Below are 16,233 nucleotides of genomic sequence, written 5' to 3'. Positions count from 1 at the left end.
CCGTGGCGCGTCCCGGTGGCGTGCGGGGGCCACCACCGGGCCGCCTGACGCGACCGGACTCGCGCGGTCAGTTTTCCGTACGGCGAGCACGGAGCGCGAGGGGCCGTTACCCGATTGATGCGCGGCCGGGCGCGGCCGGCCGCGGGACGGCGCGCGGCCGTCCGGATCCGGTCAGCGGGACTCGGCGGCGCGCAGCCACGTCAGGACCGCGAGCACCCGCTTGTTGTGGTCCTGCGGCCCCGGCGGCCCGCCGGACGAGGCGATCTTGAGCTTGGTGAAGATGGCCCGCACGTGGTCCTCGACCGTGCGGGCCGACAGGTGCAGCCGCTTGCCGATGCCGGCGTTCGAATGGCCCTCCGCCATCAGCGCCAGCACCTCCCGCTCGCGCTCCGACAGCCGGGACAGCTCGTGCTCGCGGTGCCGCGCCTCGACGAGCCTGGCCACCACGTCGGGGTCGATGACGACCTCGCCCCGGATGACCCGCTCCAGCGCCGAACGCAGGTTCTCCACGTCGGTGACGTGGTCCTTCAGCAGGTAGCCGACGCCGCGCGGCTCGTCGCGGAACAGCTCCAACGCCGGCGGCGTCTCGTTGTAGGCGGACAGGACGAGGACCCCGAGGCCGGGATGGCGCTCCAGCAGCCGGCGGGCCGCGACGACGCCCTCGTTGGTGAACGTCGGCGGCATGTGCAGGTCGACGATCGCCACGTCGGGCGGGTCGCCGGCGACGCGGGCCAGCAGCTCCTCGCCGGAGCCGGCCGACACCACGACCTCGATGCCTACCGTGGTGAGCAGGGTGACCAGCGCCTGCCGGAAGATCCCGCTGTCCTCCGCCACGGCTACTCGCATGGAAGGTCCATCCTTACCGTCATGCCCTCGCCGGGACCGCCCCCGACCTCCACAGTGCCGCGCAGCGCCCGGAGGCGGCCGGACAGCCCGGCCAGCTCCGCGCCGGGATCGGCGGACGCGCCGGAGCCGTCGAGTCCCACCTCGGCGACCAGCCGGCCGTCCTCCTCGCCGACCCGCACGAACACCTGGGTCGCACGCGTGCGGTCGACAGCGTACGACAACGCCTCGCAAAGCGCCGAGTAAAGCGTGGACTCGATCTCCCTGGAGAAGCGGCGGGAGGTGACGTCGAGCTTGACACGCGTGCCGAGACGCTCGGCGACCACCTCCAGCGCGGGCCCGAGGCCGTCCTGGACGAGAAGCGCCGGCTGCACCTCGCGGGCGAGCGTCCGCAGCTCGGCGAGGGCCTCCATCAGCTCCGCGCGGCAGGTCCGGGCGTGCTCCTTGACCGCGGGGTCGTCGGCGACGGCCTCCAGGGCCCCGAGCATCGCGCCGAGCGCCAGCAGCCGCTGCTGGGCGCCGTCGTGCAGGTCGCGGGCGAGGCGTTCGCGCTCGACGGTCTCGGCGCGGACGAGGCGCCGGTAGGCGGACCGGACCTGTTCGAGCCCCGCGTGGACGCTGGCCTGCAGCCGGGCCGTCTCCAGCGCCCGGCCGCCGGCGACGAGCGCGGCCTGCACGAGCGAGCCGTGGTCGCGCAGCGCGCCGCCGAGCTCCACGACGGCGAGCGGGTCCCCGGCGGCGCTGCGCACCCGGCGCCGCCAGCGGCCCCCGTCACGGCCGGCGCGGTCCCCGTCCGGTCCCGGCGGGTCCTCGTCCTCGGGGTCGACGTCCACCGGACGCCCGGCGGTGTCGACGTAGGTCCCCTCCATCGGCGCCCAGAACCACAGCTCCAGCGTCGGGTCGTGCAGCACGTCCCGCAGCGCGTCGCGGACCCGCTCGACCGACACGGGCGCGGTCAGCCGGAGCATCCGCCCGGCGACGGTCAGCTCGGCGAGGCGGATGCGCAGCCCGGACGCCAGCAGGGTCAGCGGGACCAGGACGACGACCGCGCCCTGCACCACGTAGACGTGCAGCAGGTCGTCCAGCGGAATGGACGCCTCCATGATCGGCTTCTGGGTGAGCGCGGCCGAGATGCCGACGGACGCGATGGCGACGGTCACCGGGAGGGCGAGCAGGCGCCGCATCCTGCTCATCCGGGGCAGCCGCAGCAGCAGCACGATGGCGAACGAGAAGGCGAGAAAGACGTAGAGGGCGGCGGAGACCTGGAGGACGGCCTGGAACACCTCGAAATCGGGGAAGGGCGCGGGCCACCACACCGACTCGCCCCGGAACGCGGCCCATTCGGGCTTCGACGTCGTCCACAGCGCGGTCGGGCAGAGCCAGAGGATCGCGCACGCCAGGACCGCCCAGATCCGGTCGACCAGGTACTCCAGCCGCCCGCTCGGATACAGCAGAACGCCGATCATGAGCGCGAGGTAGAAGTTCGCCTGGGCGTACGGGGACATGATCGGCCCGACGGTCGCGTCCCAGCTCGCCGCCCAGTTGGCCGCCCAGCAGACGGACGCGGCCGTGAACAGCAGGCCGGTGCGGCGGGTGCGCCCCCCGGTCGCGAGCAGCACCCCCACCACGGCGATCGCGGCACAGCTCACCAGCGTGATCGCGGCGGCGGCCGGATGGTCCCGCCAGTACGGCCAGCCCGCGCCGAGCGCCAGCCCCGCCACCGCGAGCCCGGAGCCGAGGGCGCGCCTCGTCTCCGCCCCGAACCACGGCGGCGACCTGCGCCTCCGCGGTGCGGAAATCACCACGACCATCCTCTCCATGCTGGGACCTCGGGCCGCGTCCTGCCACCGGAAACCCCCGGGACGGCGGTCCGTGCTTTCCCGGATGCGGGGCCGCCCCGCCGCTTCCCGGTCCGCGGGCGCACCGGAAGTCTTCCCGGTCCCGCGGCCGCCGGCGGCGCCGTTACCCGATCGATGCGAGGCCGTTCCCGGCCATTCCGTCCCGATCATGCGGGACTCCGGCCCCGCATGATCAGGACCATTCGGGACGCGTCCCCCTTGACGCGGCGCCGGCGCCCGGCCGCCGCGCCTCCCGGCGGGCCTTTCATCATCTGTTGAAAGGAAAGGACATTCACCGGGAAAACCCGGCAGGCCGCCCGGGAGAGCCTGGGTTGCCGGTCCGGCCGCTCAATGCCAGGATCGTTTTCCGCCGGCGCCATGGGGGATCGGAAGAAAGGGGCACGGGGGAAATGAGCAACGAGACGGCGCTGCGGGCCGGGAGGCCGGCCCGCGGCGGACCGGACACCGCGGCGGGCGACGCGGTGGCCGACACGGCGGGCGGGACGCGGGCGGGGGCCCTGCGTCCGGTGCTCGTCGACGCGTCCGCCCCGGCGCTCCCGGTCGTGGACCGGGCCCGGGTCCGCCCGCGCTACCGCGCGATCCTGGCCGTGGACATCGAGGGCTCGACCACCCGCACCGACCCGGTGAAGGCCGAGCTGCGCCGCACGCTGTACCGGCTGCTGGAAGAGGCCTTCCTGCGCGCCGGAATCGAGGCGCGCTACCGGGAGGAGTATGTCGACCGGGGCGACGGGGCGCTCGTTCTCGTGCACCCTTTCGACGAGGTCCCGAAAACGCTGCTGCTGCACCCGGTCGTGCCGATCCTGTCCGCTCTGCTGGCCGAATACAATTCCAGGATGGCGGCGGAGGAGGACCGCGACCGGCGAATTCGCGTGCGCGTCGTCGTGCACGCCGGAGAGGTGCACAACGACGGCCGCGGCAATTTCGGCGAGGCGCTCGACGTCGCCTTCCGGCTGCTGGACTCGCCCGAGGCGAAGAGCGCGCTGCGGAGGGCGGGGACGCCACTGGTCCTCGTCGTGTCCGAGGACATCTACCACTCCATCGTCCGGCACGGCTACGCGGGGATCCGGGCCGACGCCTACGTCCCGCTCGTCCGGCTGGAGGTCACCGGCCGCAGCCACCAGGGCTGGGTGCACGACGCCACCGGAGCGGTGGCGCCCGCCGCGCGGCGCCCGGCACGGGTGCGGCTCGGGGTGCGCGGCAGGTACGGCGCGCGCGGGCGCGCCCGGCGGCTCCTGCCGTCCTGACCGCGGTCAGCCGCGGCGGCCGACACCGGCCAGGGTGAAGGTGCGCTCGGGGTGCGCGGCGCCCCCGCCGGGCCGGTCCGGCCGCCACAGGGAGGTGAAGGTCAGGCCCGGCTCGACGAGGTCGAAGCTGGAGACGATCTCCTGGATCTCGGCGCGGCGGCGGCCCCAGAAGTGGCCTCTGGTCGGCTTGAACAGCCTGCCGACCTCGCCGCTGGACTCGGGCTGGGGGTCCCGGGTGATGTGCGTGAACACGACGTGGCTCCCCGGCGACAGCGCGTCGTGCAGGCGGGCCACGGCCTTGGCGGCCTCGGCGGTGTCGTCGACGAAGTGCAGGACCCGGTCGAGCACGAGCCCGACCGGCCGCCCGAAGTCGATGAGCGCCCGCACGTGCGGGTCGCTCGTGATCGCGTCGGGGTGCTTCGGGTCGCACTGGACGACGGCGGCCCGCTCCGTGCCGGCCAGCAGCGCCCGCGCGTGCGCCAGGACGACGGGGTCGCCGTCCGCGAACAGGACCGTGGCGTCGGGCGCGACTTCGGCGACGACCTCGTGGACGTTGCCCTTCGCGGGGAGCTTGGAGCCCATGTCGATGAACTGCCGGACGCCCTGGCCGGCGAGGTAGCGCACGGCGCGCCCGATGAAGGCCTGGTTCTCCCGCGCCGCCGTCCGCGCCTCGGGGATGACCGCGAGCAGCTGCTCGGCCACCTCGCGGTCGGCGGCGTAGTTGTCCTTGCCTCCGAGCAGGTAGTCGTAGATCCGGGCCGTGTTCGGCGTTTCCAGATCGACGGCGGCGGGCGACCACCTCTCGTCAGCCATCGCAACTCCACTCGAATCCCCGGGAAAACGATCGTCTCATGGAACGCCCGGTGCTCCCACGGAGACCCTCGGTGAGCCCTCCGCGGCCGTCTTGACGCGGGCGGTCAGTCGGGCAGCATCGGAACGGACAGTCCGGGATCGCGCCCGATTAGCACGGCGCGGGTGATGGCAGACGAGCCGAACCGCCCCCGGACGCCGTCCACCGCGCCGTCCACGGCCATGGCCTGGTCGAACGGGAGCGAGAGCTGGACGGCGCGATCGTCGTGCAGGTTGCCGAGCGACACGCCGATGAGCGTCAGGCCCCGCTCCTCGATCAGCGGCGCGGCGGCGGCGAGCAGGCTCCGCGCCGTGCGCAGGATCATCGGGGTCTCCGCGGTCGCCTGGGCGAGAGTGTGCGCGCGCGTCGCCCGCCCGTAGTCGCCGAACCGCAGGCGGAGCGTCACCGTCCGGCACACGCGCCGGGCCTTGCGCAGCCGCCCGCCCAGCCGGTCGACGATGCCGACCAGCATCGCGTCCAGCTCCTCCGGTGATCGCCGGCGGCGGCCGAGCGCCCGCTGCGAGCCCATCGACCGCCTCCGCGTCCCGGTGCGCACCGGGCGCGGGTCGCGGTTGAGCGCCAGGGCGCGCAGGTGGCGTCCCGGTCCGGGGCCGAGCAGCGACACGAGCGCGGCCTCCGGCATGGCGGCCACGTCCCCGACCGTGGTGACGCCGAACCGGGCGAGCTTGCGGGCGGTGGCCGGCCCGACGCCCCAGAGGCGCCGCACCGGGAGCGGGTGCAGGAACTCCAGCTCGCCGTCCGGCGGCACCACCAGCAGCCCGTCGGGCTTGGCGACGCCGCTGGCGACCTTGGCGAGGAACTTGGTGCGGGCGACCCCCACCGTGATCGGCAGCCCGACCTCCTCGGCGATCTCCCGCCGCAGCCGCCCCGCGATGTCGGCGGGCGGCCGGCGCAGCCCGTCCACGTCGAGGAACGCCTCGTCGATGGACAGCCCCTCCACCAGCGGCGTCGTGGCCCGGAACACGGCGAACACCGCCTTGCTCGCCTCGCTGTAGGCGCTCATCCGCGGCGGGACGACCACCGCCCGCGGGCACAGCCGCCGCGCCTGCCCGCCGCTCATCGCCGTCCGCACCCCGAAGGCCTTGGCCTCGTAGCTGGCCGCGAGCACGACCCCGGCCCCCACGATCACCGGCCGCCCCCGCAGCCCGGGGTCGTCCCGCTGCTCGACCGACGCGTAGAACGCGTCCAGGTCGGCATGCAGGATCGAAGCACCACCGGACACGAACATATGTTCGCATGCCTGCGGGCCGCGCCCAACCCTCCGCGGCCCCCGTGATCTTGGTCACACTGGAGCGCGCGTTTTCCGGTATGTGTTCCTATTTGCTCCGCACCGATTTTCCAGCAAGGGAACCTCATGCACATTTTGTCGGGGGCGCCGCGCGGATCGGCGCGTGGCGGAGCAATGGACGTGACGCGTTCTCCTAGCGGAGCCGGTCACGGCCTCCCGCGACAGAAAGCGAGACCGATGTCCCTCACCCACATGCTCATCACGGGCGTGTTGTTCACCCTCGTAAGGGCGCTTCACGAGCTCTGCGCCCTCGCCATGGCCTTCCGGGTCGCGCCGGGGAGCACCGTCCAGGTCACCCTGTCCTCCCGGACCAGCCTGCACTATCAGGCCGCCGGCGGCGACACGCCAACGCAGCACCCCACCACCATCGACGATGAGGATGCGGCAGAACGCACGGAAGCCGACTTCATCGAGTTCACGCGGAAGACCTACGAAGATGTCTATAAGACGACCTTCGAAGCGTTTCCAGGTTTGAAGGAGGATGTCCAAGAAGTCGTCAATGACGTTTACGCTGCCATCTGGACAGACTGGGGAAAGCACTCCCGGAAAGACGCCGAGCGCCTGCGGCGGTACGCCACGAAGGCCGCCCGGAACAGGACCATCAGCCGGATCAGAACCGCGAAGAGCGCCGAACGGGCTCTCGATAGGTACCGGCGGGCGCTGGCGGCCCCTCCCGGCCCGGACATCCCGCGCGCCGATGACGACCCCACGCTGGTCCAGGCCGTCCGCGACACCCTGCGGAGCCAGCTGGCGAAGACCCCCAGGAAGTCGCACCAGCAGATCATCACGCTTCGTTTCACCCACCAGCTGACCGCCGCCGAGATCGCCGCCGCGACGGGGATCAGCGAGCGGACCGTGTACCGGGTCATCAAGGCCACACGCGAGGAGCTGATGGCCCGGCTCGGCCTGGATCACCCGGAACTGGTGGAACGGATCGCGATCGAGACGAGGCGGCGTCGCCGCGGAAACCGCTCCGCGGCGGGCGAGACCGAAGAGGAGGCCGGCCAGTGAGCGTGTTCCGCCGCCGTCGGCACGAGACCGACGCGCTGACCCGGCTGATCCGTGACGCGCACCGGCCGGAGCCGCCGGAGATCGACATCGACGCCGCGCTGGCCGACATCCGGCGCCGCGTGCGGCCGCCTCGCGCCGCACTGCCCCGGGTCGCTTCCCGCCGCCTCCGCGAGGCCCTGCGGGGCGGTGTCGCCGCGGCGTCCTGGCCGCGCCCCAGGACACTGGCGGGGAGCGTGGTGGCGGCGGCAACGGTGGTCCTGGCGATGGGTCTCTGGGGCGGCCACGGAGTCCGCCCCCGCCCGGCGCCGCCGCCCGAAGCGGGCCGCACGCATGAACCGAATCGACCGGAGCACGTCCCGACGACCACCTCCGCGGGGACATCCCTGCATCGGACACCGCCTCCCGGTGGGACCGGCGGGAGGTCCACTCCGCTCGGCCGGCTGAAGCTGGTCCACACCCCCGGCTTCGAACCCGACCTCGGATCCGTCACGATCGCGGGACAGCAGTTCGAGTACGGCTGGCAGGTGGGCCCCGAGCAGGTCGCCGCCATGTCCGCGAGCGACCTGTCCTTCGGGTACAAGCTGGATGTCGCGTCCACCGAGTTCGTGGCCACCGTCGGCGCGCACGGCGACGGCCGGGGCGCCCCTGGATGCGTGTGGAGCCTCAGAGCCGACAGCGGCGCGGTGGTCACCAGGACCGTCGCATCAGGAGGAAGCCGGAACATCCGGCTCCCGCTCCGGGACGCGACGGAGTTCAAGATCAAGGTCGCCGCGAACGGCTCGCCCGGAGCACATCACACGGCGCCGACGTGTCCCATGGGCGATCCTCGCGTCCGCCGTTCGGCAGTCCCGGCAGAACGATCGGGGGCTCCGGCGGCGATCCCGTCCGGACGCCCCCCGGGCGGCGAGACCCCGGTGCCCACCTCGACCCCTACCGTCGCGCCGCCGGCCACGACGCCATCGGCGACCCCGACGGACGACGGCGGGCCGGAGCGGAGAACCGGAGGGAGCCCCGGTCCGAGGCCCAGCGTCGAGACCGGGTGAGGGCAAGGGCCCGTGCACGCGGCGGATGCTGTGCGCACGGGCCCCTTGGGGTGGGTCACTCGTCGAAGAGGCGGCCGTAGTCGGCCATGGCCAGGGCTATGTCGGCCTGGGCCCAGAAGCGGTGGTAGGTGAACACGGGCACGGTCGAGCTGTCGCCGTTGGCGTAGGCCATGACGCGCTGGTAGTCGGGATCGCTCTTGTAGAAGGAGCGGATGGACATGAACGTCGAGCTGGAGTTGATGGGGTCGCCGTTGGGCATCGTCCCGGTCCAGCCGGACGGGATGTAGACCGGGTCGATCACGCGCCGGTAGTCGGCCTTGCTCTCCTCGACGGAGACGCCCTTCGCGTCGGCGTGCTTCCAGAGGGCGTCGAGGAGGTCCTTGGCGGCCTGCTTGGCGTCGGCGTCGCCGGACCTGGCTGCGTAGTACGTCAGGGTCTTGGCGTACGCGGCGGCCACGCCGACGTCGCTGGTGTAGTCCTTCACCGAGACGTGCAGGTCGTCGTTCGCGGGCGGCATGCCGGTGGACGACGACCAGTTCGCGTCCGGTTGCCCGGTCCACGTCAGGGTCGACGGGATCTGGATGGATCCCGTGGACGGGTCGACCGTCGTCTCCGACAGCGCCCAGGAGACCCACCTGTCCAGGATCGCCTTGGCGTCCGCGTCACCGCTGACCTGGTAGTATTCGGCGACCCGCTCCATCGACCACGCCTGGAACCCGAACCACTGGTTGCTCGGCGGGTCGTGGTAGACGGGCTGCCAGTCGTAGGCCATGCCGAAGAACTCGGTGAGGCCGGTGGGCGGGGTGCTGTAGCTGCCGTCCCAGCTGTTGGTGACGCCGCCGGCGATGCCGCCCTCGGCGGACTGCAGCCACTTGTAGAGCTGGAGCTGCCGGGTCAGGCTCTTCTCCCAGTCGGCCTTGGCCGTCGCGCCCTTGGGGGCGAGCGCGGGGTCGTTCACCAGCGCGTACGCGGCGAGCGGGTTCTGGTAGCCGAAGTGCGAGGCGCCGTCGCCGATGCGCCACGCCCAGCCGGCGTTGGAGTCCGTGGCGCCGCCCCAGGCGTAGTACCAGGACAGCAGGTAGTGCTCGCTGTCCTTGCCCGTCCCGGCGGGGCAGGACGAGGCCGGATGGCAGTCGCCGATCTTCTTGAAGTACTTGTCGAAGAACGCGTAGCGCAGGTAGTCGCCCATCTTGCCGGCCTTGGCCGCGGTGGCCGAGACGTCGCCGCCCTTGCCCTGCTCCTTGGCCCAGACGTTCGCCCAGTACGCGGCCTGGATCGCGCGGGCGTCCGCGTCGGGCGCGTTGGTGAACTTCCACTGCTCGGCGTAGGAGGAGTCCTTGATGAACAGGTCCAGGTAGCCGTTGGGGCCGCCGAACGCGAACCGGTCGCACGTCGGCTGCGGGACGGTCTCGAAGACCGACTCCTGCGAGCCGCGCTGGTAGGTGTTGATGTAGGAGGGGCCGTCGGCGCCGGGGCCCTCCTCGCAGCCGCCTCCCGGGGTGTTGCCGTAGCCGTACACGTTGTCCACGTCCTGGAGCCAGTGCATGCCGTAGACGTCGTCGGTGCCGTAGGCGGACTTCAGCTCGCTCGCGATCGGGTCCTGGCCGACCGGGATGTCGCCGTCGATCTGGGACGGGTAGTCGCTCGGCAGCGGGTGCTCGGCGGCGTAGGTGGCGGGTTCGGACGGCCGGTAGAAGGAGTTCGTCGGCTGGTCCGCGTGCGTGGGGATCATGTACTTCTCCATCAGCGCCCAGGAGGCGTTGAAGGGGTCCCAGTCCTGCGTGACCTTGCCGTACATGGCCTCCAGCCAGATGAGGTAGCTGTAGGCCTCCGACGTCGTCTCGTGGCCGTGGTCGGGGGCCTCGACCATGAACGTCTCCACCGAGTGGTACGGGATGCCCTCGGGGCTGAAGTAGCCGTTCGCCGGGTCCTTGATCTTGTTGTACTGGTCGAGGAACCGCTGCGTGTAGCCGTCTGCGGAGACGGCCACCTCGGTAGCGGTGACCTCGGCCGCCGTGTACCCGGGCGCGGACGAGGTGAAGGTCGCCTGGCCCGTCCCGGAGTCATCCGCGGTGAGCGTCACGTTCTGCGCGGTGGACCAGTTCCGCGGCGTGAAGGTGAGCGTCCCGCCGCCGGTCACGGACAGGCCGCTGTTGCCCGCGGTGCGGGACGTCGTCACCGTCACGTCCGAGGACGGCGCTTCCGACAACCTGACCGCGTACGTGGCCGTGGCGCCCTGCGCGATCGTCAGCGCGGCCGGGCTCGCCACCACGCTCGCCTCGGCGGTGACGGTGACGCCGACCGGCGCCGACTCGGCCGTCGCGCCCGTGCTGTCGGTCACCTTGGCGTAGATCGAGTAATCGCCCGCCTGCGACGGCGTCCAGGTCAGGCCGTAGGGCGCGCTCGTGTCGGCGTCACCGAGCGGCCCGTCCTGGCTGTGGAACTCGACCTTCGACACCGACGCGCCGGATCCGGCCGCCGCGGTCGCCGCCAGGGGCACCGAGGCGCCGACCGAGTACGTCGCTCCGGCGGAGGGGCTCGTCAGAGCCACCGTCGGCGCGGACGAGCTCTGGTTGCACGGCGTGCCGTTCAGGCTGAACGCGGTGGGGTCGGCGTTGGTCCCGCTGTAGGTGAACTGCGCGCCGACGTTCACGGAGGCGCCGGAGGCGAGCGCCCCGTTCCAGCCCTCGTTCTCAACGGCGACCTGCTGCCCCGACTGGGACCACTTGCCCGACCAGCCGCCGGCGAGCTTCTGGTTCCCCGAGTAGGAGTAGGTCAGCTTCCAGCCGTCCAGGGCATCGCCCTGGTTGGTGATGTCGATGCTCGCGGTGAAGCCGCCGCCCCAGTCGTTCGTCTTGTAGACGACCTTGCAGGCCGCCGCCGCGGCGTGTACCGGAGCCATCACGCCGAGGCCGCCGCAGAGCAAGGTCAGCGTCGCGCCCACGGCAGTGAGGGAGCGCCATCGATGACGTCTTCTCACCGTTCTTCCTTCCTGTCGCGCCCGTTCTCCGGGCATGGCGGGCTCCACCGCCGGCGGAGCCCGGCGGTGGTGTTCGCGGGGGATGCGGGACGGAGCCCGCGTCAGCCCGGGGCCGTCAGCCGGACTCCCGGACGATCAACTTGGTGCGCAGCACGACGCCGCGCTCGGTGTTGGGGCGGCCGCCGGTGCAGGCGCGCAGCTCGCGCGCCAGCCGGGCGCCGAGGTCCTCCGCCGGCTGCCGGACGGTCGTCAGCCGGGGCCGGACCTGCCGGGCGACCGGGGCGTCGTCGAACCCGACGACCGCGACGTCGTCGGGGACGCGGCGGCCCGCCCGGCGCAGCGCGCCGAGGGCGCCGACCGCCATCTGGTCGGACGCGGCGAGGACGGCGTCGACGTCGGGGCGGCGCTCCAGCAGCCGGCGCATCGCCCGCTCGCCGGACAGCCGGCCGAAGTCGCCCTGGCAGACGAGCCCGTTGACGCAGATCCCGGCCTCCCGGGCCGCGAGCCGGTAGCCGGCGAGCCGGTCGACGGCGGCGCCCATGTCGGCGGGCCCGGCGATCGTGCCGATGCGGCGCCGCCCGGACGCCAGCAGGTGCCGGACCGCGGCGTGCGCGCCGCCGCGGTTGTCGACGTCGACGTAGGGCAGCGCCACCTCGTCGAGGGGGCGCCCGGCGAGCACCACGGGGGCGCCGGCCGCCGCCTGGACGAGCGGGGCGACCTGGTCGCGGCGGGCGCCGACGAGCAGCACGCCCGCGGCGCGGCCGCCGCGCAGGTAGCCGGTGGTCGCCCGCCACTCCTCCGCCCGGCCGGCCATGAGCACGACTAGCGGCGCGCGGCCGTCCAGCTCCCGCCGCACGCCCCACAGCAGGCGCGCGAAGAACGCGTCGCCGAGGACGCGGCAGCCGTCCTCGCAGACGACGGCGGCGATCGTGCCGGAGGACTCGCGGTCGGGGGAGCCGGTCCGGCGGCGGACGTAACCGAGCCGCTCGACGGCCTCCTCGACCTGGAGGCGGGCGGCCTTGCTGACGCGGGCGGAGCCGTTCAGGACGCGGGACGCGGTGGCGGGGGACACGCCGGCGAGCTGCGCGACGTGCGCGAGGGTCGGCGGCCGGTCCGGGAGGGCGGGGTCGTGCGGGGGGTGGGTGATGGTCACGCTTTCGGCACTCCCTTCGGGGGTTCCCGGCCATTCGCGGGGGCGGGACCGGGTCGGGAGTAGTGGGAGCGCTCCCAAGAATCCGTTCGGACGCCGATCGTGTCAAGGGTCGCGACGCGATCGAATTCGCCCGGCGACTCCCGTCCCTCACCGCGCGCGCGAGGCGGCGTGAAACATCGTGAAAGGAATGGAACAAGGCTTCCATGCCGCGTCCGAAGCGTTCTACGTTCGCCGCAGTCCAGGAGTGGGAGCGCTCCCAAATGAACGGACACGATGTGAAAGCGGAGATCACATGAGATCGCTTTCCCCGCGCACCGCCGCGGTGGCCGCGCTGACCGGCGCGCGGTTCGCCTACAGCGGCACCAACGCGCCCCCTGCCGCCTTCACCCTCAACGGAACGGAATGCGACACAGGCGCCGACCCGACCGACCCGCCGACCACTCCCCCGCCCGACGGCCCGGCGCCCGAGCTGCCGGTGTCGGGCAACAGGTTCGTCGACTCCGGCGGGAACACGGTGCGGCTCCTCGGCGTGAACCGGTCCGGCGGCGAATTCGCCTGCGTCCAGGGCAGCGGAATATGGGACGGGCCGATGGACGCGCCATCGGTCGCCGCCATAAAGAGCTGGAACGTCAACGCCGTCCGGGTGCCGCTCAACTCCGACTGCTGGCTGGGCTTGGACAACGTCGACCCGGCTTACCGGGGCACCGCTTACCGGAATGCCGTCAAGAATTACGTCGCGCTGCTCGAGGAGAACGGCATCACGCCCATCCTCGAACTGCACTGGAGCCACGGGACGTGGACCGGCTACGACAGCCATTGCGAGACGGCGGACGCCGACTGCCAGAAGCCCATGCCGGACGCCGAGCACGCGCCGGAGTTCTGGCGGCAGGTCGCCACCGCAACCACCTGCAGGCCCTCCCCTGACCTTCCGGAAGCAGCCCACCCCAACCAGATGGAGGAATCCGGATGAGACACCCCCTCCCGCGCAGGAGACCCGGCGCCCGCCGCCGCGGCCTGGCCGCCGCCTCGGCGGCGCTCCTGCTCGCCTCAGGCACGGTCGCGCTGGCCCAGGCCCAGGCCAGCGCGGCCGCCGGCTGCGAGGTCGAGTACACCACCGACGACTGGGGCACCGGCTTCACCGCCTCCGTGACGGTCACCAACCTCGGCGACGCGATCAGCGGCGGCTGGACGCTGGAGTGGGACTTCGCCGGGAACCAGCAGGTGACCTCGGGCTGGAACGGCACCTTCGGCCAGTCCGGACAGCACGTCACCGTGACGAATCCGAGCTGGGCCACGACGCTGGCCACGAACGCCTCGGTCAACCCCGGCTTCCAGGGCACCTACTCCGGCACGAACGCGGCTCCCACTCAGATCAAGCTCAACGGGACCGTGTGCGACGGGTCGACGGGCGGGCCGACCGATCCGCCCACGGACCCGCCGTCCGGTGACCGCGCCGACAACCCGTACGCCGGGGTGAAGGCGTACGTGAACCCCGAGTGGTCGGCCAAGGCGGTGGCCGAGCCGGGCGGAGACGCCATCGCGAACCAGCCGACCGGTGTGTGGCTGGACCGGATCGCCGCGATCGAGGGCGTCAACGGCGGGATGGGCCTGCGCGACCACCTGGACGAGGCTCTGGAGCAGGGCGCGGGGCTGGTCAACCTCGTCGTCTACGATCTGCCCGGCCGCGACTGCTCGGCGCTCGCCTCCAACGGCGAGCTGGGCCCGACCGAGCTCGACAAGTACAAGACGCAGTTCATCGACCCGATCGCGGAGATCCTCGGCGACGCGAAGTACGCCGGCCTGCGGATCGCCGCGGTGGTGGAGATCGACTCGCTGCCCAACCTGATCACCAACGCGGGCGACCGGCCGACCGCCACCGAGAACTGCAACGTCATGAAGGAGAACGGCAACTACCAGAAGGGCATCGCCTACGCGCTGCAAGAGCTCGGCGCCCTGTCCAACGTCTACAACTACATCGACATCGGCCATCACGGCTGGATCGGATGGGACGACAACTTCAGCCCGACCGCGCAGCTGCTCGCCGAGGTGGCGGAGATGTCCGGCTCGAAGGGCAACGTCGCCGGGTTCATCACCAACACCGCGAACTACGGTGCGCTGACCGAGCCCTACTTCACCATCAACGACACCGTGAACGGCACGTCCGTCCGCCAGTCCACGTGGGTGGACTGGAACAGGTACGTGGACGAGCTGTCCTACGCGCAGGCGTTCCGCCAGGAACTCGTCGGCCAAGGGTTCGACTCCGGAATCGGCATGCTCATCGACACCAGCCGCAACGGCTGGGGCGGGTCCGAGCGCCCGTCCGGCCCCGGCCCGACGACGGACGTGAACGCCTACGTGGACGGCGGCCGGACCGACCGGCGCATCCACCTCGGCAACTGGTGCAACCAGGCGGGAGCGGGCCTCGGCGAGCGGCCGAAGGCGGCCCCCGCATCCGGTATCGACGCCTACGTGTGGATGAAGCCCCCGGGCGAGTCGGACGGGGCCAGCGAGGAGATCCCGAACGACGAGGGCAAGGGCTTCGACCGGATGTGCGACCCGACGTACGAGGGCAACCCGCGTAACAACAACAACATGAGCGGGGCGCTGCCGGACGCGCCGCTGTCCGGGCACTGGTTCTCCGCCCAGTTCCAGGAGCTGCTCAGGAACGCCGACCCGCCCGTCCAGTAATCGCCGCCAAGGAGGAAACGGCCCCGTGACACGCTCCGGTCACGGGGCCTCTCCATGTCCGTGGGCGGGGTTCGGGAAAGGGAGCGGCCCGCGGCGTCCCCTGCCGGACGCCGCGGGCCGTGTCGTGTGCCGGAGGCCTTCTCAGGAGGTCATGCAGTGCGGTTCGAGGGCGGTCGCCGCATCCGCTGTCTTGGCGGTGAAACCGAAGGTGGTCGAGGCGCCGACGGCCAGCGAGCCGTTCCAGTTCGCGTTCGTGACCGTGACGTCCGGCCCGGACTGCGTGTAGGTGCCGTTCCACAGGCTGTCGACCGTCTCGCCGTTGGCGAAGGTGAAGTGGGCCATCCAGCCGTTGAGCGGGAGGGTGCCGGTGTTGGTGACGGTGATCTCGCCCTGGTAGCCGCCGCCCCAGCTGCCGGTGGAGCGGTACGCGGCGGTGCAGACCATGCCCGGCTCGCCCGGCGGGTCCGTCGGTCCGCCGCCGTCCTCGCCGACGCCGGTGACCTCGCCGTTCCCGCCGTCGAAGACCACGTCGGAGCAGCCGTAGAACGTCTCGTCGCTGTCCGAGCGCTCCCACACGGTGTAGATGATGTGGCGGCCCGACTTGCCGGACGGCAGCGTCGCGTTCCAGTGGTAGTAGGCGTCCTCGTTGCCCGGCGAGCCGACGCTCGGCGGGTCGGTGGCGCTGTAGAACGGCTGGTCCTCCAGGTCGTCCCAGCCGAGCGGGCGCGTCGGGCTCCAGGTGTCCTTGGTGATGTAGGTGCGGAACGTCCCCGGGTGGGCGGCCCACTTGTTGTACCGGAACTCGATGCCGGCGCCCGACGTCAGGTGGGTGACCGGCCAGTCGTCGCGGGCCAGGTCGTAGCCGCTGAAGTCGTAGACGACGGCGCCGCCGCTGCACAGTTCCCCGTCGGGGATGAAGCCGCGGGTGCGGCCCGCGCCGTCCGAGCGCAGCACGGCGAACCAGTTGTAGAGCGAGCTGGAGCCGCTCTGCGCGACCGCCGCCGCGCAGGCCGGGTTGTGCGGGGTGATCTGCCCTGTCGGGCTGAGGCCGTCCTTCCAGCACAGGTACGTGCGGCTGCCGGGCACCATCATCGCGCCGTGCGCCGACGCCGGCGGGGCGGTGAGCAGCGCGCCCGCCACCATCGCGGGGCCGAGCACCGCCCCCGCCGCCAGCGCCCGCCGTCTTCGCTTTCCCATGTTCCTCCCGTCGCGGGCCGAGGAGACCGTTGTCCAGGCGGACGCTAGCTCCGCCT

The 16,233-nt window shown here is 72.4% G+C and carries 12 protein-coding genes; 5 read left to right on the top strand and 7 right to left on the bottom strand.

The window, feature by feature from the left end; genetic code table 11:
• Positions 1-171: 171 nt before the first annotated feature.
• The gene (locus tag BM339_RS18660) at positions 172-846 is read right to left on the bottom strand and encodes a response regulator transcription factor (RefSeq protein WP_024934920.1); all 675 of its coding nucleotides are present in this window, start codon (positions 844-846) and stop codon (positions 172-174) included.
• A complete protein-coding gene (locus tag BM339_RS18655; protein WP_075021681.1) occupies positions 837-2,654 on the bottom strand; it encodes a sensor histidine kinase in 1,818 nt (605 codons plus the stop codon). Before BM339_RS18655 ends, BM339_RS18660 begins: the two co-directional genes overlap by 10 nt.
• 437 nt (positions 2,655-3,091) lie before the next feature.
• On the opposite strand from BM339_RS18655, the gene BM339_RS18650 reads away from it, so the two are divergent.
• Positions 3,092-3,946, top strand: a complete 855-nt coding sequence (locus BM339_RS18650) for a hypothetical protein (RefSeq protein WP_075021680.1) — start codon at positions 3,092-3,094, stop codon at positions 3,944-3,946.
• Positions 3,947-3,952: 6 nt separating this feature from the next.
• On the opposite strand, the gene BM339_RS18645 is transcribed toward BM339_RS18650, so the two are convergent.
• Positions 3,953-4,759, bottom strand: a complete 807-nt coding sequence (locus BM339_RS18645; RefSeq protein WP_075021679.1) for an SAM-dependent methyltransferase — start codon at positions 4,757-4,759, stop codon at positions 3,953-3,955.
• Positions 4,760-4,863: 104 nt separating this feature from the next.
• A complete protein-coding gene (gene dinB, locus BM339_RS18640) occupies positions 4,864-6,039 on the bottom strand; it encodes a DNA polymerase IV (protein ID WP_218163688.1) in 1,176 nt (391 codons plus the stop codon).
• A 243-nt stretch (positions 6,040-6,282) separates the two neighbouring features.
• On the opposite strand from dinB, the gene BM339_RS18635 reads away from it, so the two are divergent.
• Together BM339_RS18635 and BM339_RS18630 are read left to right on the top strand one after the other, a co-directional pair.
• Entirely contained in the window at positions 6,283-7,116 is an 834-nt protein-coding gene (locus BM339_RS18635; protein WP_075021677.1) for an RNA polymerase sigma factor, read from the top strand.
• A complete protein-coding gene (locus tag BM339_RS18630) occupies positions 7,113-8,159 on the top strand; it encodes a hypothetical protein (RefSeq protein ID WP_075021676.1) in 1,047 nt (348 codons plus the stop codon). The genes BM339_RS18635 and BM339_RS18630 overlap by 4 nt, the downstream gene beginning before the upstream one ends.
• Positions 8,160-8,214: 55 nt before the next feature.
• On the opposite strand, the gene BM339_RS18625 is transcribed toward BM339_RS18630, so the two are convergent.
• Positions 8,215-11,103 carry a glycoside hydrolase family 48 protein gene (locus BM339_RS18625; RefSeq protein WP_021599008.1) on the bottom strand — a complete coding sequence of 963 codons (2,889 nt, stop codon included), beginning with the start codon at positions 11,101-11,103 and terminating at the stop codon, positions 8,215-8,217.
• A gap of 151 nt (positions 11,104-11,254) precedes the next feature.
• The gene (locus BM339_RS18620) at positions 11,255-12,292 is read right to left on the bottom strand and encodes a LacI family DNA-binding transcriptional regulator (RefSeq protein WP_024934924.1); all 1,038 of its coding nucleotides are present in this window, start codon (positions 12,290-12,292) and stop codon (positions 11,255-11,257) included.
• 292 nt (positions 12,293-12,584) lie between these two features.
• On the opposite strand from BM339_RS18620, the gene BM339_RS18615 reads away from it, so the two are divergent.
• Both BM339_RS18615 and BM339_RS18610 read left to right on the top strand, forming a co-directional pair.
• Positions 12,585-13,262: a cellulase family glycosylhydrolase gene (locus BM339_RS18615; protein ID WP_075021675.1), complete on the top strand. Its 678-nt coding sequence runs from the start codon at positions 12,585-12,587 to the stop codon at positions 13,260-13,262.
• On the top strand, positions 13,259-14,980 hold the full coding sequence (locus BM339_RS18610) for a glycoside hydrolase family 6 protein (RefSeq protein ID WP_075021674.1): 1,722 nt from the start codon (positions 13,259-13,261) through the stop codon (positions 14,978-14,980). Before BM339_RS18615 ends, BM339_RS18610 begins: the two co-directional genes overlap by 4 nt.
• A gap of 141 nt (positions 14,981-15,121) precedes the next feature.
• Here BM339_RS18610 and BM339_RS18605 read toward each other — a convergent pair whose 3' ends face one another.
• A complete protein-coding gene (locus BM339_RS18605) occupies positions 15,122-16,177 on the bottom strand; it encodes a lytic polysaccharide monooxygenase auxiliary activity family 9 protein (protein WP_075021673.1) in 1,056 nt (351 codons plus the stop codon).
• Positions 16,178-16,233 lie beyond the last annotated feature (56 nt).

It is taken from the genome of Actinomadura madurae (assembly GCF_900115095.1).
Classification (GTDB): domain Bacteria; phylum Actinomycetota; class Actinomycetes; order Streptosporangiales; family Streptosporangiaceae; genus Spirillospora; species Spirillospora madurae.
The sequence above is the reverse complement of the archived record's forward strand: the minus strand, read 5'-3'. Positions and strand labels throughout refer to the sequence as shown.